This window comes from Ruegeria sp. S84 (assembly GCF_056583445.1).
The window spans coordinates 99612-118591 of record NZ_CM152618.1; the positions used below are offsets into that span (position 1 = coordinate 99612).

Sequence of the window (18980 nt, forward strand, 5' to 3'; positions counted from 1 at the left end):
TCCGTGACGGACCGAGGCAGTTCGAAAGGCTGACCTTTGGAACACATCACGCCGACACCCATCCCCGTGTAGAAATAATCATTACCTTGTTGAACGGCCCGAGACATGATGTGAGTAAGCTAGCCCGGATCGCCCGATGTTCAAATTTAACAGAAGCCGCTGCCAAAGGACGCCGGGCTTCGAAGCGTCTTGGGTAAATTGCGATAGCGCATGTTGCACGTTATCGCAATGAACTTGTCTGTGTGCACACAAGGTGCCGAAGCGTAAGCTTTGGTGGGTCAGGGGCCATGATGGCCCCTGAATTCGATCAACCGATCGCGACAGCTTTGATGTCTTCGTCGATGAAGGGCAGGTACTGCTCGAAGTTTTCCGCGAACATGTGCACCAGCTTTTCCGCCTGTTTGTCGAACGCTTCCTGATCGTCCCAGGTTCGGCGCGGATCCAGCAAGACCTCGGGCACACCAGGGACAGAGACCGGCACATCGAAGCCGAAATTGGCGTCCTTGCGGAATTCCGCATCGGTCAGTGATCCTTCCAGCGCAGCCGTCAGCAGCGCGCGGGTGGCCTTGATTGGCATGCGGCTGCCCACGCCGTAGGCACCTCCAGTCCAGCCAGTGTTGACCAACCAGCAGGTCGCGCCATGCTGAGCAATCTTATCGCGTAGAAGGTTGCCATAAGCCTCTGGGCGGCGTGGCATAAAGGGCGCGCCAAAGCAGGTCGAGAAGGTGGGCTGCGGTTCGGTCACGCCACGTTCGGTCCCGGCGACCTTCGAGGTAAAGCCGGAAAGGAAGTGATACATCGCCTGCGCAGGCGTCAACCGCGCGATCGGAGGCAAAACGCCGAACGCATCGCAGGTCAACATGATGATGTTCTTAGGGTGCCCACCCAATGCAGTTTTCGACGCGTTGGAGATGTATTCCAACGGGTAGGCGCAGCGCATATTCGCAGTCAGAGAGTCGTCGTTGAAATCCAGCTCTTTGGTCTCGGGATCAAAAACCATGTTCTCGATCACGGTGCCAAATTTCGAGGTGGTGGCGTAGATTTCTGGTTCGGCCTCGGCGTTCAGGTTGATGGTCTTGGCATAGCAACCACCTTCAAAGTTGAAGGTGCCTCGATCTGACCAACCGTGTTCGTCATCACCGATCAAGGTGCGCGACGGGTCGGCAGACAGGGTGGTCTTGCCGGTGCCGGACAGGCCGAAGAACACGGCGGTGTCGACCGGGTTGCCAACCGCGTGGTTAGCCGAGCAGTGCATCGGCATCACGCCTTTTTCGGGCAGCATATAGTTCAGCAGGGTGAAGACGGACTTCTTGTTCTCGCCGGCGTATTCGGTGCCGCCGATCAGGATCAGCTTGCGATCAAAGTTCAGTGCAATCACCGTTTCGCTGCGGCAGCCATGCTTTTTGGGGTCCGCATGGAAGCTGGGACAGTTGATGATGGTAAAGTCAGCCGTGAAATCATCCAGATCCTCACGATCCGGGCGGCGCAGCAGGTGGCGGATGAACAGGTTGTGCCACGCCAGCTCGGTTACCATGCGCACATTGATCGAGTAGCTGGGATCAGCCCCGCCCACGAGGTCCTGCACGAAGTAGTCGCGGCCTTTCATATGGGTCAGCATATCTTCATAGAGCGCGTCAAAACCTTCAGGGCTCATGGCGGCGTTGTTTTCCCACCAGATGCTGTCGGCAACACTGTCTGTCTTGACGACATGCTTGTCCTTGGGCGAGCGGCCAGTGAATTTGCCGGTGGTGACCAGAAAGGCGCCGCCATTGCCAAGGGTGCCTTCGCCGCGCTTCAGCGCTTCTTCGATCAGCGCCGGTTCCATGAAGTTGTAATAGACATTGCCCAGACCCTCGATGCCCTGATCTTCGAGGCGGAATTGCGGGTTAACCCGTCCAGATGTCATGTGTGTCTTCTCCTGTGGCGGCGCGAGGGCCTTGGGCCGGGTGCACCATTGGGGCGGATACCGGAAAGAGCCGGCGGTCAAGCGCCTCTTATCACGGTATTTTGGGACATGAACAGGAGGGTTGGGGGTAGTTAGCGCAACCAAGTTGAGGTTTAGCGCCATCACGATTTGTCTGCCGTAAATCAAGGCAGCTATTTGGGCGCAGCAAGGCAAATTTGCCGCATACCTGCCGCAAGAATGGCACGATTCGAGGTTACGAGTTGATTCGGTGGCTCAAAACCGCCAACAATGCCTTACAAAAAAGCGTATTATTGCGCGAGTGAGCAGGAATAGGGGTGAACCCGATGTCAAAGATTGCACTGGTGGACGACGACAGAAATATCCTGACGTCCGTGTCCATGACACTCGAAGCCGAAGGGTTTGAGGTCGAAACATACAACGATGGTCAGGCTGCGCTGGACGCTTTCAACAAAAAGCTGCCAGACATGGCCGTACTGGATATCAAGATGCCGCGGATGGACGGCATGGATCTGCTGCAAAGGCTGCGGCAGAAAACCCAGATGCCCGTGATCTTTCTGACCTCCAAAGATGACGAGATTGACGAGGTTCTGGGTCTGCGCATGGGTGCAGATGACTACGTCAAAAAACCATTCTCTCAGCGGCTGCTGGTCGAACGGATTCGCGCCTTGTTGCGCCGTCAGGAAGCGGTCGATGGTGATGTGACCAACGCGGCCTCGGGCGATACAAAAGTGATGGAGCGGGGCGAGCTGCGGATGGACCCGCTGCGCCACGCAGTCAGCTGGAAGGGCAATGATGTCTCGCTGACAGTTACCGAGTTTCTGCTGCTGCAGGCCTTGGCGCAACGTCCGGGCTTTGTCAAAAGCCGCGATCAGCTGATGGATGTGGCTTATGATGATCAGGTCTACGTGGATGACCGCACCATTGACAGCCATATCAAGCGTCTGCGTAAGAAGATGCGCGCCGCCGATCCCGAGTTTTCGGCGATAGAAACGCTGTACGGTATCGGGTATCGTTATAACGAAGAATAGGCGCGGCCGTTTTATTAAGCCGAAGGGGTCTCGTGCGCGATACTGAACAAGCCAACCAAGAGCACGACGCAGGCGTCGTTCTTGGGGATGACTGGGTCATCCCCCAAGACCCTGATGCTGCCGAGCTACAGGCCAAGCGTTCGCGACGAAACCTGTTTTCGCTGCGCTATTCGCCCCTGGCGCGCAGGATCATCACCTTCAACCTCATTGCCCTTGTCATTTTGGTGGCAGGGCTGCTGTATCTGGACGACACGCGAAAAGAACGGGTTCAACAGACCGCGCAGAACCTGGTCGGTGATGCGCAACTTGTAAGCAACGTTTTTGAAACCCAGCTGCGTCAACCCTCTGCCAATGGTGCAAGGACATTAGATGTCCGCGACACGCTGGCAGGCCTCAGCTTGCCCGAAGGCGGTGAGGTCTTTGTATATGACGGCACTGGCACTCTGATTGGTTGGACACGCGGAGCGCCCATGGCTGACAAATTGCCCAGCCTTTTGCATCTGGACGCCGACAGCGCCGCTGGAAGCACTTTGATCAGCGACGCATTGAACGCGGTTTGGAATGGTGTTTCTGCGATCTTTAGCGGTTCTTCCGAAAGCGAGGCTCCGACGCTGGCGCAACGGGTGCAGGAAATGATCCCGCAAGCGCTGAACGGCGGATTGCAAGTACAGGCCGTGCACGACGATAAAGGCAAGACGGTGATTGTCGCCGTGGCCCCGATCCTATTGGACGATACGCCTGTGGGTGCCGTTGCTATGGCGGGCCCGGCGGGCGAGATCGATGCGCTGGCCCGCAAGGAGCAAGAGCGGATCCTGCAGATGTTTGTGGTGGCACTGCTGGTCTCGATCGGTCTGAGCCTCGTTTTGGCCTCAACGATTGCCAATCCTCTTGCTGATCTGGCCGCCGCTGCCGAGATGGGCAAGGACCGCGGAGCCGGAGTGAACCCCGGACGTATCCGCATCCCGGATCTCAGTGCGCGCCCGGATGAAATCGGCCGTCTGAGCCAGGCTTTGCGCGGGATGGTCACGGCGCTTTATAACCGCATTGACGCGAACGAACAATTTGCGGCCGATGTCGCGCATGAGATCAAGAACCCGTTGGCCAGCCTGCAATCCGCCGTGGGCACCATGCGCATGGTCAAACGCGATGATCAGCGCGAAAAGCTATTGGGCGTGATTGAGCATGATGTGCGGCGATTGGATCGACTGGTCAGCGATATCTCGAACGCATCGCGGCTGGACGCGGAACTGGTGAAAGAAGAAGAGCAGCCCTTTGACCTGCTCAATCTGCTTGGCAATATCAGTCAGTTTCTGGGTGAAGATGCCCGTTCGAAAGGCATCGAATATATCACTGACCTTCCCTCGGACCCCATCGTGGTCAACGGGCTCGAGGCGCGTCTGGCGCAGGTCTTTGTCAACCTGATCACCAATGCGATTTCGTTCTGCGAGGACAAAGACGCCATCCGGGTCTGGGTCCGCCGTCGTGACAACCGCGTGCTCGTGGTGGTTGAAGACACCGGTCCCGGCATTCCTGATCAGGCGCTGACCAAGATCTTCAAGCGTTTCTACTCCGAACGCCCCGAAGAGCATTTCGGCAACAATTCGGGCCTTGGATTGGCGATTTCGAAACAAATCGTCGAGGCGCATGGTGGTGTGATCTGGGCAGAAAACATCCGTCCGACCGAAGCCGATATCACCTCGGACCCGCTAGGTGCGCGGTTTGTTGTCGGGCTTCCCGTCTAGGTTATGAGCACCACCCCACTTTCTGAGATAGCGGGTCAAGGGTCGGCCTGCATTCATGGGACCTGTGTTGTGGTTCAGGAAAAAGGCTTATTGATCATTGGCGCCTCGGGTACGGGCAAATCTTCTTTGGCGCTACAGATGATGGCGCTTGGGGCGCAGCTTGTCGCGGATGACCGGGTCGAATTGACCGGAAAGGCCGATCACGTGATGGCAGCTGGACTTCCGCAGATCCGCGGCCTGATTGAAGCGCGCGGCATCGGGTTACTGCGAGCTGAAGCCGCGAGGCCGGTCCGATTGGCATTTGTTGTGGATATGGACCAACCCGAGCCCGCGCGATTACCTGAACCCGCTGAAATTCTTGTGTTGAAGCAAACTGTTCCCTTGCTTCGCGGGGCTGGCGTGCCCAATTTGGCTGCAGGACTTATTCAACTTGTGAAAATGGGGCGCGTAGCCCCGGAATGGCCGAATACATGACAGCACAACAGCGCGTCGTTCTGATAACAGGTCCTTCCGGTGCAGGGCGATCGACCGCAATTCATGTGCTTGAAGATCTGGGGTTCGAGGCGATTGACAACCTGCCGATGGGGTTGCTGGCTCGCCTCGTCGACAATTCGGAGCCTGCGCGCCCTATGGCTTTGGGTATAGACGCGCGCAACCGCGATTTTTCAACCACCGGGTTTATCGAACTTGCCGCCAAACTGGGCCGGATGGAGAATGTCGACCTGACGATCCTCTATCTGGATTGCCGGGACGAGGTGCTGCTGCGTCGCTTCTCGGAGACCCGCCGCCGTCACCCGGTTGCGACTGATGCCAGCCCGGAAACCGGCATTTGTCAGGAAAAGGAACTGTTAGCCCCAATTCGCGAGTTTGCCGACACGCTGATCGACACCAGCGCGTTGAATGTGCATCAGTTGCGGGAAGAGGTCGAACGCTGGTTCGCCCCAAAGGGCGGGCGGCATCTGGCGGTGTCGATCGAATCCTTCTCGTACAAGCGGGGCTTGCCGCGCGGTTTGGACATGGTGTTCGATTGCCGGTTTCTGGCCAATCCATACTGGCGGCCTGAACTGCGGGATGCGGATGGTCGAAACTCGGATGTGGCGGCCTATGTTCAATCAGATGCAAACTATGGCGTCTTCTTTGACCGGGTGGTCGACCTGCTGATCGAACTGCTTCCGGCCTTCCGTGAGGAAGGCAAAGCGCACCTTTCAGTTGCATTTGGGTGCACCGGAGGGCAGCACCGCTCGGTCGCGGTGGCTGAAGCAGTTGCAAAGGCCCTTGCAGAAGGGGGGCAGCAGGTGGCAATTAGGCATCGCGAAATGGAACGACGCGCGTTGAATGTGAGGCCGGAGTGATCGGGATCGTTATTGTTGCACATGGTGGGTTGGCTCAGGAGTATCTTTCGGCCACGCAGCATGTGGTTGGAAAGCAACCCGGACTGGTGGCCATCCCGATAGAAGCCGACCATGATCGCGAAGCGAAACAAGTTGAAATCTGCCGCGCGGCGGACGAGGTCGATATGGGCGATGGCGTCGTTGTGGTGACCGATCTGTTTGGCGGCAGCCCCTCGAATCTGAGCCTGCGCGCATGTGCGCCACAAGACCGGCGAATCCTTTACGGGGCCAACCTTCCCATGCTGATCAAACTGGCCAAAAGTCGCCACTTGCCACTGGCCGAGGCCGTGCGTTTGGCTTTGGAAGCTGGACGAAAGTACATCAATGCGCAAAATGTGACATTGGATTGACACCGGATAGATTCATATGACGACCAAGAGTTTGAAAATTATCAATGAAAAGGGCCTTCACGCCCGCGCTTCTGCCAAGCTGGTCGAGGTGGTCGAAGGCTTTGATGCGCGCGCCGAGGTGTCACGAGACGGGCTTTCTGCCTCGGGCGACAGTATCATGGGCCTTTTGATGTTGGCAGCGTCGCGCGGAAGCACTATTGACGTCGAGACGTCCGGCCCGGATGCTGAGGCGTTGGCAGAGGCTTTGGAAACATTGGTGAACGATAAGTTCGGCGAAGGGTTCTGACAGCCACGACACCAAGGACGGAAAGACAAGGCAATTGGCGGAAACCACGCACGATACCAAGACAGGTCCTGTAGTGGATCACGACACCGATCAGGGTGAAATCTACGACCGCAGAACCCTGACCTACGCCAACTCGTTTGACGATGCCTGGACGTCTACGGCCATTCGCGCCATCGAATGGTGCACAGGCAAGCTGACCATCTTGCGCATGGTCAACAAGTTCGAGAAGCAGAACGAACGCTATCGAGGTCAGAAGTTCTGGGGCGGTGCGCTCAAGACCATGGGTATCGAGCTGACAACCCCAGCCGAACAGATCGCCCGCATCCCAAAAGAAGGCCCCGTAGTGGTCGTCGCGAACCATCCGCACGGCATGGTTGATGGCATGATCTTCGCTGAACTCATCGGCCGGGTCCGCAGTGACTATCGCATCCTGACCCGCTCAGTCCTGACCGGGTTGGATGAAGCTGCGACCTCATTCATGATCCCGGTGCCGTTCCCGCATGATCCTGAAGCGCAGGCCAAGATGCTCGAGATGCGCAGCAAGACGATGAAACATCTGGCAGATGGGGGCGTTGTCGCATTATTCCCGTCAGGTGTTGTGATGTCTTCGGATGATTGGTTCGGACCAGCCATCGAGCGGGAGTGGAATGTCTTCACCGCGAAGATGATCCGTAGGTCGGGTGCCAAGGTCGTGCCGATCTTCTTCCCTGGCAGCAACTCGCGCTGGTATCAAATTGCCAACCGGATATCGCCCATCCTGCGCCAGGGCCTACTGCTGCACGAAATCGTCCGATCCTGCAACAGGCCCCAGTCGCCGGTGATCGGTGACCCGATTTCGGATAAAGACATGGACCTGCTGGAACGCGACCCCCGCGGTTTCATGGCATGGCTCCGTGATCACACCATGGCGCTGGGCAAGACGCTCAAATCCTGATCCGCCCCTTCATCTGGCCAAAAATATCTCGGGAGTGAATTGAGCCATAGGCTCAAGAGAGGGCTGGCCCTCTCAGATTCTACCGTGTGGGTACCGGAACCTCGCCTCGATAATCATAAAACCCGCGTTCGGTTTTGCGTCCCAGCCATCCGGCTTCGACATATTTCGTCAACAGCGGGCAGGGACGATACTTGGTGTCTGCCAGTCCGTCATGTAACACGTTCATGATCGCCAGACAGGTATCCAAGCCGATGAAGTCCGCCAGTTCCAATGGGCCCATAGGGTGGTTTGCGCCCAGTTTCATCGATTGGTCAATGGACTGCACATTCCCGACACCTTCATACAATGTGTAAACCGCCTCATTGATCATGGGCATCAGAATGCGATTCACGATAAAGGCCGGAAAATCTTCGGCGCTGGCTGAGGTTTTGCCAAGCCGGTCCACTACGGCTTTACAGGAGTTAAAGGTTGCTTCATCGGTGGCGATGCCCCGGATCAACTCGACGAGCTGCATCACAGGGACCGGGTTCATGAAGTGGAATCCCATGAAACGTTCGGGCCGGTCGGTGCGGCTGGCCAGCCGGGTAATTGAGATCGACGAAGTGTTCGATGTCAGGATCGTATGTGGCTGTAGGTGCGGCAACAGGTCTTCAAAGATTGCCTGTTTCACCGTTTCCCGCTCGGTCGCGGCTTCGATTACAAGATCGGTCTGCCCCAAATCCGGCAGATTCAGCGTCGTCGTGATCCGACCCAACGCGGATTTCACTGCATCATCCGAGATTTTGCCGCGCGACGCTTGACGCGCCAGGTTGGTTTCAATGGTTGCCATCGCGCTGTTTAGCGCGTCCTGGCTGACATCGTTCAGTAGAACATCATACTCTGCCAACGCCATAACATGAGCAATCCCGTTGCCCATCTGTCCAGCGCCGATCACTCCGACTGATTTTACGTCCATTTGTTCGATGCCCTTGTTCGCAGAATATGGCGACATTATCGGCAGTTCCCTATGGGCGGCAAGGGGACGGGGACAGTCAATTTCGCTTCAAATGCGCGCATTAGGACTTTCTCAAGACTTGCGGCGGCAAAATGGCGGTTGGGTGAATATTTGGGTGAGTGTGATGAGCTATCAATCGATCAATGCGGTCCATTCCGCGGAAACGACGTGCGAATATGAAAGTTCGAAACTACGTTTCAGGGGCCCCCAAAGGGCGTTGAACAACCCCTATGTGGCATGTTTGGGAGGCGAAGAGACTTTTGGCCGTTTCGTAGAAACCCCCTTTCCCAATGAGTTGGAACGTCGTCTGGATCGCCGCTGTGTCAATCTGGGCAGCCTGTTCTGCGGTGCCGAGGCGTTGACGCAGGACAAAGGGCTACTGGAGATCGCAAACCGGTCTGACATATGCGTCCTGCAGTTACCTGGCATGCTGGGGCTATCGAACCGATTCTACCGGGTGCACCCACGACGCAATGACCGTTTCGTTGCGCCAAATGCCGATCTGGTTGCGCTGTATCCCGAAGAAGATTTTACGGATGTCCATTTTGTACAGCACTTGCTGACCCGCCTGTCGGCACGCTCGGATGCTCGTATTGAACTTGTAGAACAAGAGTTGCGCAATGTCTGGATCGAAAAGCTCGGCAAGTTTCTTGCGAAAGTAGGCCCGCCCGTCCTGCTTTTGCATCTGCAAGTGGAGAGAAGCGATTTGGATTCGACACCGGGTGACAGCTTTGCAATCAACCCCGAGATGATTGAGCCTTTGGGACCCCATTGTACGGATATTTTGTCCTTGCAGGTTCAGGTATCCGGCGTATCGAATGAGCTTGAAGACATGTTGTTTGGCACCCTGCAACAACCGATTGCCGAGCATATGATTGGCCCAGCCACACATCGCAATATCGCTGGCTCACTTGCCCAAGTGATCAACGACCTGGGCGTATAAACAGCAAAGGCCCGCCAGTGGCGGACCTTCTAAGATTTTTCGTTGAAAAATCTTTGTCTGAAATCAGCCGAGTTTTTCGGTGAGTTCCGGTACGGCCTGGAACAGGTCTGCGACCAGACCGAAGTCTGCGACCTGGAAGATCGGCGCTTCTTCGTCCTTGTTGATCGCAACGATGACCTTGGAGTCCTTCATGCCCGCCAGGTGCTGGATCGCACCCGAGATGCCGACTGCAACATACAGGTCAGGGGCAACAACTTTACCGGTCTGACCCACCTGCCAGTCGTTCGGGGCGTAGCCCGAGTCAACTGCGGCGCGTGAGGCACCAACGGCGGCTCCCAGCTTATCGGCCAGGCCTTCGATCAGTTTGAAGTCGTCTTCCGAGCCAACACCACGGCCACCCGAAACAACAACACCAGCCGAAGTCAGTTCAGGACGGTCGCTTTCAGCAACCTTGTCCTCGACCCACGACGACAGGCCGGGGTTTTCGCCGACCGAGATGGTCTCGACCGCCGCCGAACCACCTTCGCCCGCCGCATCGAAGCTGGCGGTCCGGATGGTCACGACTTTCTTGGCGTCGTTCGATTTCACGGTCTGGATCGCGTTACCCGCATAGATCGGACGCTCGAAAGTGGTGGCATCGACCACGCCGGACGCGTCCGAGATCACCATCACGTCCAGCAGGGCTGCAACGCGCGGCATCACGTTCTTGGCGTCGGTGGTGGCAGGGGCAACGATATGCTCGTACCCATCGGCCAGACCCACGATCAGGGCTGCGGTCGATTCCGCCAGGCGATGACCCAGCGAGGCGTCTTCGGCCACTAGAACCTTGGATACGCCATCGATCTTGGCAGCGGCCTCACCAGCAGCAGCGGCAGAACCACCTGCGGCCAGAACGGTGATGTCGCCCAGCGATTTGACAGCCGCTACGGTCTTGGCGGTGGCGTCAACCGACAGCTCACCATTGTTAACCTCTGCGAGAAGAAGAACAGCCATTACACAGCCCCCGCTTCTTTGAGTTTCTCGACCAGCTCATCAACCGAGCCCACGATGATACCTGCGGCGCGTGCCGGCGGCTCTTCGGTCTTGACGATTTCCAGACGCGGAGTGACGTCGACGCCATAATCGGCGGCGGTTTTTTCATCCAGCGGCTTTTTCTTCGCCTTCATGATGTTCGGCAGCGACGCATAGCGCGGCTCGTTCAGGCGCAGGTCGACGGTCACGATGGTTGGCATTTTGACGGAGATGGTCTGCAGACCGCCGTCAACCTCACGGGTGATCTTGGCAGTGTCGCCTTCGATGTCCAGCTCGGATGCGAAAGTGCCTTGGCTCCAGCCCAGCAGGGCCGACAGCATCTGACCGGTGGCGTTCATGTCATTGTCGATCGCCTGCTTGCCCGCCAGAACGATGCCCGGCTGCTCTTCTTCGACCACTTTGGCGAGGATCTTGGCAACGGCAAGCGGTTCGATGTCCTGATGCACGTCATCCGCCGCGACAACCAGAATGGCGCGGTCGGCGCCCATGGCCAGTGCGGTCCGCAGGGTTTCCTGCGACTGTTTCACACCGATCGAAACGGCAACAACCTCATCGGCCTTGCCCGCCTCTTTCAGGCGGATCGCCTCTTCCACGGCAATTTCGTCGAACGGGTTCATCGACATTTTTACATTGGCGAGATCAACGCCGCTGCCATCCGCTTTCACACGAACTTTCACGTTGTAGTCAATCACGCGCTTGACAGGCACGAGTACCTTCATTTTTGCGTATGCTCCTTACAAAAACGGCAAGCCGCGCAGCGACTCCACCAATGCTCTCGCTGGCTTAGATAGCGGGTCGTGATGTTCTGCGACAGAGCAAAATCGTCAACTCATGGTTTCGAGACGTCGCGTTTTGTCATTTTTTGGACCAGAAACGAAATTTAGTTTCCCGACGGCAGGCGCGATCACCGGTTTGCACCGGGAATCCAGAGCACATCATCGTGCCCGCCGTTGTTGGCACAGCGCGCGGCGACAAAGAACCAATCGCTCAGGCGGTTGAGGTATTTGACAGCCACCTCATTGACCGGCTCCATGTTTGTCAGCTCAACCGCCAACCGCTCGGCCCTGCGCGAAACTGTTCTGCACACATGCAGATGCGCGGCCAAACGTGAGCCACCGGGCAGGATGAAACTGCGCAAGGGCTGGAGCGCTTCGTTCATCGCGTCGATCTCTGCTTCAAGCCGGTCGATCTGAGCGGAAACGATACGCAGGGGCGGGTAGTCGGCCTCGGCATCCTTATCCATGTCGGGGCGGCAGAAATCGGCACCCAAATCAAACAGGTCATTCTGGATACGGGACAAGGCGGCTTCGACTTCTCCGACTGCTTCGGTCCGTGCCACGCCGACAAAGGAATTCAGCTCATCCACAGTGCCATAGGCCGCGACACGCCCGGAATATTTGGCAACGCGCTCACCATTGCCCAGAGCGGTTTTCCCATCATCGCCGGTGCGCGTGTAAATCTTGTTGAGAACGACCATGCCTTACCCTCCCTGCCCACGCAGATAGACGTAAAGTACGATCAGCAGCACCGCAATGAACTGAAACAGGATCCGCAGGCGCATCAGCTTGTTGCTTTTCAGCGCGGCTTCTTTGCCGGGTTTTCCAAAATTGGCAATGCCCATCACCAGCACGACGACGACCGCCGCCATGGCCAGAAGCAGTATGACCATCGTCAGGTCCATAGCTCACCATCCGTGTTTGTTCAGTTGTTGAGCCGTCATCTAGCGTTGATAGCGGCAAAAGCGAACAGGTAATTTCGCCTCATATGTCCGAGAGGATGCGATCAATGGCCCGGGTGGGCAGAATACGGCGCAGATATCCGGCGACATATGTGGGCGTCGTCACATAGTATCGCGGTCGTGGGCGCTTGGATTCAACCGCATGCGCCAATTTGGCGGTAACAGCCGAGGCAGGCAGTTCGAACTTGTCAGGTCCGGAGGATCTCGTAGAGGCGTTTCAGCAGCGTATCCTCGTATCTCTGTCGCAGGGCTGAGCTTTTCCAGTCAATAAAGCGTTCGAAGACAGGGATCGCGTTCACACGGATCTTCGAGGTGACCGGGCCTGGTTCGATCAGGATGACCTTGATGTCGGTGTCTCGTAGCTCTAGGCGCAAGGTATCGGTCAGGCCTTCGATGGCGTATTTGGTGGCGACGTATGCCCCGCGCCAGGGGAACGCGACCAGTCCCAACACTGATGAGTTCTGCACGATGCGCCCATGGCCCTGAGCCCGCATCACGGGAATCACTTGCCGGGTCAGTTCGTGCCAGCCAAATACGTTGGTCTCGAAAATTAGGCGAAGCCCTTCGATTGGGACATCTTCAACCGCGCCGGGAAGGCCGTGAGCGCCATTGTTGAACAACGCATCCAGCGTGCCACCGGTCGCGTCCAAAACCTGCTGCAGGCCTGAGGTAATGCTATCGGAATCGGTATAGTCGATCAGCGGGCTGTCGAAACCCTGTGCCCGTAGCCGATCACAGTCACGCTGTTGACGGCATGAGGCAAAAACGCGCCAACCGCGCGCGCGCATCCCGTGCGCCGCGTCCAGACCTATCCCGGATGAGCAGCCTGTGATCAGAATCGATTTCTGCATATTGCCCCCGCCTGTGTACTTCGCCCATAGCTATGGCGAGCTTTAGGTCAGGACAATGACACAGTTGCGTCAGTTTGTTGGTTTCCGAACCAGTGAGGCAGAAATCCAACCCACCCGCTGATCAGGGTATAACCGCAACCGCAGCCAGCCGGTGCCGGAATCGCTGAGAACCTCAACGCGCTGGCCAAGTTTGGCTTTGGCGATGATGGGGTAAATCGTTCCGGGCCCATCGCGCATATTGACCCGCGTGCCCGAGATTTCGCGGATATCTTTCTCGGGCTCGATGACCTGATTCACAGGTGTGATGTCATCCTGCACCTCGGCCTCGACCTGCAACAGTCCGGCGGCTCCGTCTTCAAGCGAAGCCAGAGTAAAGCTGACGCCGTTCTCGTCAAATGCAGAGAACTGAGACAGCGGATCGTTGGTGACTTGTGACAGGACGACCGCGGCATCCTCCTCTACTTGTGGCTCGGGCTGAGCGCGCGCCTGTACAATGCGCGCGGCAACGTTGGTCACAAGGTCTTCAGCCCGAGGTGCGTGGTCGTCTTTAGCCCGAGGTGCGTGGTCGGATGCAGGCTCATGTTCTGGCACAGAGGCAACGCGAACCGGTTGCTCGGTGCGGGTGCCGCGCGGTTCGAAATCCGGGCCCCCGCTCATCACATAGAAGCTCCAGCCGAGCATGGCGAAAGTGATAACAATAACACGCTTCATGGCGCACCCCCTGGCAATCGTAACATCAATAAAAGGCAGCAGTCTTAATGTTCGAAAGCCTACCATAGATTCAGCTTCGAGTCGAAAAGCGGGGGAAATCCGATACTTGCCTCCCCCTGTTGCAAAAAGCCCGACTTGTCCCCAGCAAAATATGCGCCGATTGCTTTACCCGCGCGCGCTTGCGTCGTATCACATCATGTATGAACGATACGATCGACGACCCCAATATGGAGACCCCTGACAATGGGGGCGAGGTAGCCGAGCCGCTGCGCCGCGCAATTGGCGAGCGCTACCTGACCTACGCGCTTTCCACCATCATGCACCGCGCTTTGCCAGATGCGCGCGATGGATTGAAGCCGGTTCACCGGCGAATCCTCTACGCGATGCGCGAGTTGCGACTCAGTGCGACGGGCGGTTTCCGTAAGTCAGCGAAAATCTCTGGCGACGTGATGGGTAACTATCACCCTCATGGCGACGCGGCGATTTACGACGCAATGGCGCGCTTGGCACAGGACTTCAACGTCCGATATCCACTGGTCGACGGGCAGGGGAATTTTGGCAATATCGACGGCGATAATCCGGCGGCCTCTCGATACACCGAGGCGCGGATGACCATCGTGGCCGAAGCCCTGTTGGAAGGGTTGAACGAAGACGCTGTCGATTTCCGCGACAACTATGACGGCACACTGACCGAACCGGTCGTGTTGCCCGCACAGTTCCCGAATCTACTGGCCAATGGCGCCAGCGGTATCGCGGTGGGCATGGCGACGAATATCCCGCCGCATAATATTTCCGAGCTGTGCGACGCTTGTCTGCATCTGATCAAGACGCCGGATGCGCGTGACGATACGCTATTGAATTACGTTCCCGGCCCGGATTTTCCAACCGGGGGCGTCATTGTCGAGCCGCCCGAAAATATCGCGCAGGCCTACCGCACCGGGCGTGGATCCTTCCGGCTGCGCTGTAAATACGAGGTTGAAGATCTGGGGCGTGGCCAGTGGCAGATCATCGTCACCGAGATTCCCTATCAGGTTCAGAAATCCAAGCTGATCGAAAAGATCGCGGAACTGATCCAGACCAAGAAAATCCCGATCCTTGCCGATGTCCGCGACGAATCCGCTGATGACATCCGCCTGATCCTTGAACCACGCTCTAAGAACGTGGACCCCGAGGTGCTGATGGGCATGCTCTATCGCAACTCGGACCTTGAGGTGCGCTTCAGCCTCAACATGAACGTGCTGATTGACGGGGTGACGCCCAAGGTCTGTTCGATGAAGGAAGTGCTGCGCGCGTTCCTTGACCACCGGCAAGAGGTGCTGATCAGGCGGTCGCGTCACCGCATGGCCAAGATCGACCACCGCCTTGAGGTATTGGAGGGCTTTATCGTCGCCTTCCTGAACCTCGACCGGGTGATCGATATCATCCGCTACGACGACGACCCCAAGGCCGCTCTGATGCGCGAAGATTGGGGCATCGATCACGTCCGCGCAACCGATGAGTCCGACTATATCTCGCCCAAACCGGGTGAGGGTGAGTTGTCCGAAGTTCAGGTCGACGCCATCCTCAACATGCGCCTGCGCAGCTTGCGCCGTCTGGAAGAGATGGAACTGGTCCGCGAACGCGACGAGCTGATGCTGGAACGCGCCAATCTCGAAGACCTGCTGGCTGATCCCGCCCTGCAATGGGCCAAGATCGCTGAGCAGCTCAAAGAGACCAAGAAGACCTTCGGCAAAGACTATGAAGGCGGCGCGCGCCGGACACAATTTGCCGAGGCAGGTCAGGTCGAGGAAGTGCCGCTTGAGGCGATGATCGACAAGGAACCGATCACGGTCGTCTGCTCTCAGATGGGTTGGATCAGGGCAATGACCGGCCATATCGATCTGAAGCGCGAGTTGAAGTTCAAAGATGGTGACGGCCCACGTTTCATTTTCCACGCGGAAACTACGGACCGCCTGCTGGTCTTTGCGTCAAATGGCCGATTCTATACCGTCAGCGCCGCTAACCTGCCCGGCGGGCGCGGCATGGGCGAACCGCTACGTCTGATGGTCGACCTGCCGAACGAGGCGCAGATTATCGACATCCTGATCCACAAACCGGGGCGAAAGCTGCTTGTGGCCTCGGATGCGGGCAACGGCTTTATGGTGCCGGAAGATGACGTTCTGGCGCAGACCCGGAATGGCAAACAGGTGCTGAACGTCAAAGGAGACGAGACGGCGATGATCTGTAAGCCGGTTGAGGGCGATCATGTTGCTGTTGTCTCGCAGAACGGGAAATTCCTAGTCTTCCCGACAGAGGAGCTGCCCGAGATGACCCGTGGTAAGGGTGTCCGCTTGCAGAAGTACAACATGGCGCGTGGACGGCAGGGCACACTGGAACTGGATGGTGGGTTATCCGACATCACCACCTTCAACTGGGAAGAGGGCCTGAAATGGTCCATGGGCGGCGACAAAACCCGGCACGAGGCGGATATGTCCCAATGGCTGGCCAAGCGTGCAGGTGTCGGGAAAAAAGCACCTTATGGCTTTCCGAGGGATTACAAGTTCTCGTGATATGCTGTCCGCTTGGTGAAAATCTGCCGATACGGCTTGGCACAACCCGTATCGGTGCGCTACATCCAAAGAAAACAGGCCTATCGAGACGAGAGACATGCTGCGCATTCTGACACTGATCACCGGGTTGGCCCTGATGGGCGCATGCACCCAAACGCAGGTTTATGAAGACCCCGAGTCGCTGGGTGAATTCAAGCTACGCGTGAATTATGCCTTTGCGGAAAAGGCCGTTCAGGGACCGGTTTCGCGGGATGCTACGCCGGATGAATGGACCAAAGCGATCCAGAATGCAGTGGACATCAGGCTTGGCCGGTATGAAGGTTCGCAGGAATACGACATTGGCATCAGTCTCGAGGGCTACATGTTGGCACCTCCGGGAATTCCTGTGATTTACAACCCCAAAAGCACCGCCATCGTCCTGGTAAACGTCTATGACGTCGAAAAGAAAGAGTTCCTTGCTAAAGGCAAGCAGTTTCAGGTGCTCGAAGATACCACCGGTGAAAGCGCCCTTACTGGATCAGGAAATGCGCGCACCCGAGAAGAACAGATGAACGGTCTGGCCTTGAAGGTTGCCGACCGGGTTGAGGAGTGGCTGGCCGAAGAGCACAAGGATGATGGCTGGTTTGACAAGCGCCCCAGCTTGATCCAGCCGCTTGAAACCGAAGCTGTCACACAAAATCCGGCGTGATGGATGCATTTCCCTCAGGATGTGCTTGATTTTCCCCCTGAACCAAATATCTCGCGCGCGCAGATGTAACCACGGGACCAAGGGTCCCCCAAATTGCAAAAAGGGCGCCTGAGGAATGGCAAAGGAAAAGTTTGAGCGTAATAAGCCGCACGTCAACATCGGCACGATTGGCCACGTTGACCACGGCAAGACCACGCTGACCGCAGCAATCACCAAGTATTTCGGTGACTTCAAAGCGTATGACCAGATTGACGGCGCGCCTGAAGAAAAAGCACGTGGCATCACCATCTCGACCGCCCACGTGGAGTACGAGACCGACAACCGCCACTATGCGCATGTCGACTGCCCCGGCCACGCCGACTATGTCAAGAACATGATCACCGGTGCCGCTCAGATGGACGGCGCGATCCTGGTTGTGAACGCAGCTGACGGCCCGATGCCGCAGACCCGCGAGCACATCCTGCTGGGCCGCCAGGTTGGCATCCCGAAGATGGTCGTGTTCATGAACAAAGTTGACCAGGTTGACGACGAAGAGCTGCTGGAACTGGTTGAGATGGAAGTTCGCGAACTGCTGTCCAGCTACGAATACCCCGGCGACGATATTCCGATCATCGCAGGTTCGGCTCTGGCCGCGATGGAAGGCAACAACCCGGAAATCGGCGAAGAGAAGATCAAGGAACTGATGGCGGCTGTTGATGACTACATCGACACCCCTGAGCGTGAAGTTGACAAGCCGTTCCTGATGCCGGTCGAAGACGTGTTCTCGATCTCGGGTCGTGGTACGGTTGTTACGGGGCGCGTTGAGCGTGGCGTGATCAATGTTGGCGACGAGATCGAAATCGTCGGCATCCGTGACACTCAGAAAACCACCTGTACTGGTGTTGAAATGTTCCGCAAGCTGCTGGATCGCGGTGAAGCGGGCGACAACATCGGCGCCCTGCTGCGCGGTATCGACCGTGACGGCGTTGAGCGTGGCCAGGTTCTGTGTAAGCCGGGTTCGGTTACACCGCACACCAAGTTCGAAGCCGAAGCCTACATCCTGACCAAGGAAGAAGGCGGTCGTCACACCCCGTTCTTCGCGAACTACCGTCCGCAGTTCTACTTCCGTACAACTGACGTGACCGGCACCGTGACCCTGGCGGCTGGCACCGAGATGGTTATGCCCGGCGACAACGTCGGCTTCACCGTCGAGCTGATCGCCCCGATCGCGATGGAAGACGGCCTGCGCTTTGCGATCCGCGAAGGCGGCCGCACCGTCGGCGCCGGCGTCGTCTCGAAAATCATCGAGTAATCACGGTAGTCGGGCTTTGGCCCGACAAATCGGTGAACTAAAGAAGGCCGCTCCACATGGGGCGGCCTTTTCTCATCCAATCTTCTCGGCGCATTGAGATTATTCGTCGAATAATCTCGGGCAAGCTGAGTTCATTGAACAAAACAGCTGTCGATCTCGCATTCTTAATCTACCGTCCACTCCAAACGAAGACTGAACTCCCAGCTCTCTATTGCAACAGCAAGGGTGACGCGCAAATCAAGCGCGTCCCGGCGATCAGGGGAGACTAAGATGTTTGGTTTTGAATTTCTGAACTATGGAACGCAAATCCTTCACAGCAAGGATTTGGACGATATGAGAGCCGCTGTTCTCGGTGATGACGAACAGGAAGTTGAGTGCAAAATCAGCGACTTTTGCCGAGAGCGCAAGCGATTTGATATCAAGCTTGCTGAAATGTCGGACAGCATGGCGAGAGGAGCGACCTCGGTCAAAACCAGCGCAGACGCGGCCTAACGGCGCAATAGTCGTTTCAAGCCGGTTTCTGGG

Annotated in this window: 19 protein-coding genes and 1 pseudogene; 12 read left to right on the forward strand and 8 right to left on the reverse strand. The window is 57.2% G+C overall.

Translation table 11 applies throughout. From position 1 onward, the window contains the following. Positions 1-307 precede the first annotated feature (307 nt). The gene (locus AC1DFB_RS00615) at positions 308-1906 is read right to left on the reverse strand and encodes a phosphoenolpyruvate carboxykinase (RefSeq protein WP_170402270.1); all 1599 of its coding nucleotides are present in this window, start codon (positions 1904-1906) and stop codon (positions 308-310) included. Between the two features lie 344 nt (positions 1907-2250). Here AC1DFB_RS00615 and AC1DFB_RS00620 point away from each other — a divergent pair, with 344 nt between their 5' ends. The 7 genes from AC1DFB_RS00620 to AC1DFB_RS00650 all read left to right on the forward strand — a co-directional run bounded on the left by AC1DFB_RS00620 (position 2251) and on the right by AC1DFB_RS00650 (position 7658). Continuing rightward, positions 2251-2955 (forward strand): response regulator transcription factor, encoded by a 705-nt coding sequence (locus tag AC1DFB_RS00620; RefSeq protein WP_170392598.1) that lies wholly within the window; start codon positions 2251-2253, stop codon positions 2953-2955. A 32-nt stretch (positions 2956-2987) separates the two neighbouring features. Continuing rightward, on the forward strand, positions 2988-4697 hold the full coding sequence (locus AC1DFB_RS00625; RefSeq protein ID WP_170402267.1) for a sensor histidine kinase: 1710 nt from the start codon (positions 2988-2990) through the stop codon (positions 4695-4697). A gap of 69 nt (positions 4698-4766) precedes the next feature. Further along, positions 4767-5171 carry an HPr kinase/phosphorylase gene (locus AC1DFB_RS00630; RefSeq protein WP_480921896.1) on the forward strand — a complete coding sequence of 135 codons (405 nt, stop codon included), beginning with the start codon at positions 4767-4769 and terminating at the stop codon, positions 5169-5171. After that, entirely contained in the window at positions 5168-6049 is an 882-nt protein-coding gene (gene rapZ / locus AC1DFB_RS00635) for an RNase adapter RapZ (RefSeq protein ID WP_255611801.1), read from the forward strand. Before AC1DFB_RS00630 ends, rapZ begins: the two co-directional genes overlap by 4 nt. Then, positions 6046-6438, forward strand: a complete 393-nt coding sequence (locus AC1DFB_RS00640) for a PTS sugar transporter subunit IIA domain-containing protein (protein ID WP_170625113.1) — start codon at positions 6046-6048, stop codon at positions 6436-6438. Before rapZ ends, AC1DFB_RS00640 begins: the two co-directional genes overlap by 4 nt. A 16-nt stretch (positions 6439-6454) precedes the next feature. Continuing rightward, positions 6455-6724 carry an HPr family phosphocarrier protein gene (locus AC1DFB_RS00645; protein ID WP_170392593.1) on the forward strand — a complete coding sequence of 90 codons (270 nt, stop codon included), beginning with the start codon at positions 6455-6457 and terminating at the stop codon, positions 6722-6724. A gap of 34 nt (positions 6725-6758) precedes the next feature. Further along, positions 6759-7658 carry a lysophospholipid acyltransferase family protein gene (locus AC1DFB_RS00650; RefSeq protein ID WP_170392592.1) on the forward strand — a complete coding sequence of 300 codons (900 nt, stop codon included), beginning with the start codon at positions 6759-6761 and terminating at the stop codon, positions 7656-7658. 79 nt (positions 7659-7737) lie between these two features. Here the strand turns inward: AC1DFB_RS00650 and AC1DFB_RS00655 are convergent, their stop codons facing one another. After that, positions 7738-8613 carry a 3-hydroxybutyryl-CoA dehydrogenase gene (locus AC1DFB_RS00655; RefSeq protein ID WP_170392931.1) on the reverse strand — a complete coding sequence of 292 codons (876 nt, stop codon included), beginning with the start codon at positions 8611-8613 and terminating at the stop codon, positions 7738-7740. Positions 8614-8776: 163 nt separating this feature from the next. On the opposite strand from AC1DFB_RS00655, the gene AC1DFB_RS00660 reads away from it, so the two are divergent. Then, a complete protein-coding gene (locus AC1DFB_RS00660; protein ID WP_480921897.1) occupies positions 8777-9595 on the forward strand; it encodes a DUF6473 family protein in 819 nt (272 codons plus the stop codon). A 63-nt stretch (positions 9596-9658) separates the two neighbouring features. Here AC1DFB_RS00660 and AC1DFB_RS00665 read toward each other — a convergent pair whose 3' ends face one another. From AC1DFB_RS00665 to AC1DFB_RS00690, 6 genes and pseudogenes are all read right to left on the reverse strand, one after another. Further along, positions 9659-10588, reverse strand: a complete 930-nt coding sequence (locus AC1DFB_RS00665; RefSeq protein ID WP_170402252.1) for an electron transfer flavoprotein subunit alpha/FixB family protein — start codon at positions 10586-10588, stop codon at positions 9659-9661. Beyond that, entirely contained in the window at positions 10588-11346 is a 759-nt protein-coding gene (locus tag AC1DFB_RS00670) for an electron transfer flavoprotein subunit beta/FixA family protein (protein ID WP_170425241.1), read from the reverse strand. The genes AC1DFB_RS00665 and AC1DFB_RS00670 overlap by 1 nt, the downstream gene beginning before the upstream one ends. Positions 11347-11531: 185 nt before the next feature. Then, complete coding sequence (locus AC1DFB_RS00675; protein ID WP_170736993.1) at positions 11532-12104, reverse strand: cob(I)yrinic acid a,c-diamide adenosyltransferase; 573 nt, start codon at positions 12102-12104, stop codon at positions 11532-11534. A gap of 3 nt (positions 12105-12107) precedes the next feature. Continuing rightward, on the reverse strand, positions 12108-12308 hold the full coding sequence (locus AC1DFB_RS00680; RefSeq protein WP_170392587.1) for a twin transmembrane helix small protein: 201 nt from the start codon (positions 12306-12308) through the stop codon (positions 12108-12110). 79 nt (positions 12309-12387) lie between these two features. Continuing rightward, a pseudogene (locus tag AC1DFB_RS00685) lies at positions 12388-13216 on the reverse strand (SDR family NAD(P)-dependent oxidoreductase). Between the two features lie 69 nt (positions 13217-13285). Continuing rightward, positions 13286-13927, reverse strand: a complete 642-nt coding sequence (locus AC1DFB_RS00690) for an SH3 domain-containing protein (protein WP_480454364.1) — start codon at positions 13925-13927, stop codon at positions 13286-13288. Between the two features lie 200 nt (positions 13928-14127). Between AC1DFB_RS00690 and parC the strand changes: the two genes are divergently transcribed. The 4 genes from parC to AC1DFB_RS00710 all read left to right on the forward strand — a co-directional run bounded on the left by parC (position 14128) and on the right by AC1DFB_RS00710 (position 18947). Then, positions 14128-16476 (forward strand): DNA topoisomerase IV subunit A, encoded by a 2349-nt coding sequence (parC, locus tag AC1DFB_RS00695; RefSeq protein WP_170609722.1) that lies wholly within the window; start codon positions 14128-14130, stop codon positions 16474-16476. Between the two features lie 97 nt (positions 16477-16573). Continuing rightward, complete coding sequence (locus AC1DFB_RS00700) at positions 16574-17164, forward strand: hypothetical protein (protein WP_170392584.1); 591 nt, start codon at positions 16574-16576, stop codon at positions 17162-17164. Between the two features lie 115 nt (positions 17165-17279). Then, positions 17280-18455 (forward strand): elongation factor Tu, encoded by a 1176-nt coding sequence (gene tuf, locus AC1DFB_RS00705; protein ID WP_010441214.1) that lies wholly within the window; start codon positions 17280-17282, stop codon positions 18453-18455. Positions 18456-18725: 270 nt separating this feature from the next. Then, positions 18726-18947: a hypothetical protein gene (locus tag AC1DFB_RS00710; protein WP_170420395.1), complete on the forward strand. Its 222-nt coding sequence runs from the start codon at positions 18726-18728 to the stop codon at positions 18945-18947. Positions 18948-18980 lie beyond the last annotated feature (33 nt).

What these genes read in the sequence shown, in the direction of transcription:
- AC1DFB_RS00615 (WP_170402270.1), bottom strand. Translation starts at nt 1,906, where the DNA reads ATGACATCTGGACGGGTTAACCCGCAATTCCGCCTCGAAGATCAGGGC.
- AC1DFB_RS00620 (WP_170392598.1), top strand. Translation starts at nt 2,251, where the DNA reads ATGTCAAAGATTGCACTGGTGGACGACGACAGAAATATCCTGACGTCC.
- rapZ (WP_255611801.1), top strand. Translation starts at nt 5,168, where the DNA reads ATGACAGCACAACAGCGCGTCGTTCTGATAACAGGTCCTTCCGGTGCA.
- AC1DFB_RS00645 (WP_170392593.1), top strand. Translation starts at nt 6,455, where the DNA reads ATGACGACCAAGAGTTTGAAAATTATCAATGAAAAGGGCCTTCACGCC.
- AC1DFB_RS00655 (WP_170392931.1), bottom strand. Translation starts at nt 8,613, where the DNA reads ATGGACGTAAAATCAGTCGGAGTGATCGGCGCTGGACAGATGGGCAAC.
- AC1DFB_RS00660 (WP_480921897.1), top strand. Translation starts at nt 8,777, where the DNA reads ATGAGCTATCAATCGATCAATGCGGTCCATTCCGCGGAAACGACGTGC.
- AC1DFB_RS00665 (WP_170402252.1), bottom strand. Translation starts at nt 10,588, where the DNA reads ATGGCTGTTCTTCTTCTCGCAGAGGTTAACAATGGTGAGCTGTCGGTT.
- AC1DFB_RS00670 (WP_170425241.1), bottom strand. Translation starts at nt 11,346, where the DNA reads ATGAAGGTACTCGTGCCTGTCAAGCGCGTGATTGACTACAACGTGAAA.
- AC1DFB_RS00675 (WP_170736993.1), bottom strand. Translation starts at nt 12,104, where the DNA reads ATGGTCGTTCTCAACAAGATTTACACGCGCACCGGCGATGATGGGAAA.
- AC1DFB_RS00680 (WP_170392587.1), bottom strand. Translation starts at nt 12,308, where the DNA reads ATGGACCTGACGATGGTCATACTGCTTCTGGCCATGGCGGCGGTCGTC.
- AC1DFB_RS00690 (WP_480454364.1), bottom strand. Translation starts at nt 13,927, where the DNA reads ATGAAGCGTGTTATTGTTATCACTTTCGCCATGCTCGGCTGGAGCTTC.
- parC (WP_170609722.1), top strand. Translation starts at nt 14,128, where the DNA reads ATGAACGATACGATCGACGACCCCAATATGGAGACCCCTGACAATGGG.
- AC1DFB_RS00700 (WP_170392584.1), top strand. Translation starts at nt 16,574, where the DNA reads ATGCTGCGCATTCTGACACTGATCACCGGGTTGGCCCTGATGGGCGCA.
- tuf (WP_010441214.1), top strand. Translation starts at nt 17,280, where the DNA reads ATGGCAAAGGAAAAGTTTGAGCGTAATAAGCCGCACGTCAACATCGGC.
- AC1DFB_RS00710 (WP_170420395.1), top strand. Translation starts at nt 18,726, where the DNA reads ATGTTTGGTTTTGAATTTCTGAACTATGGAACGCAAATCCTTCACAGC.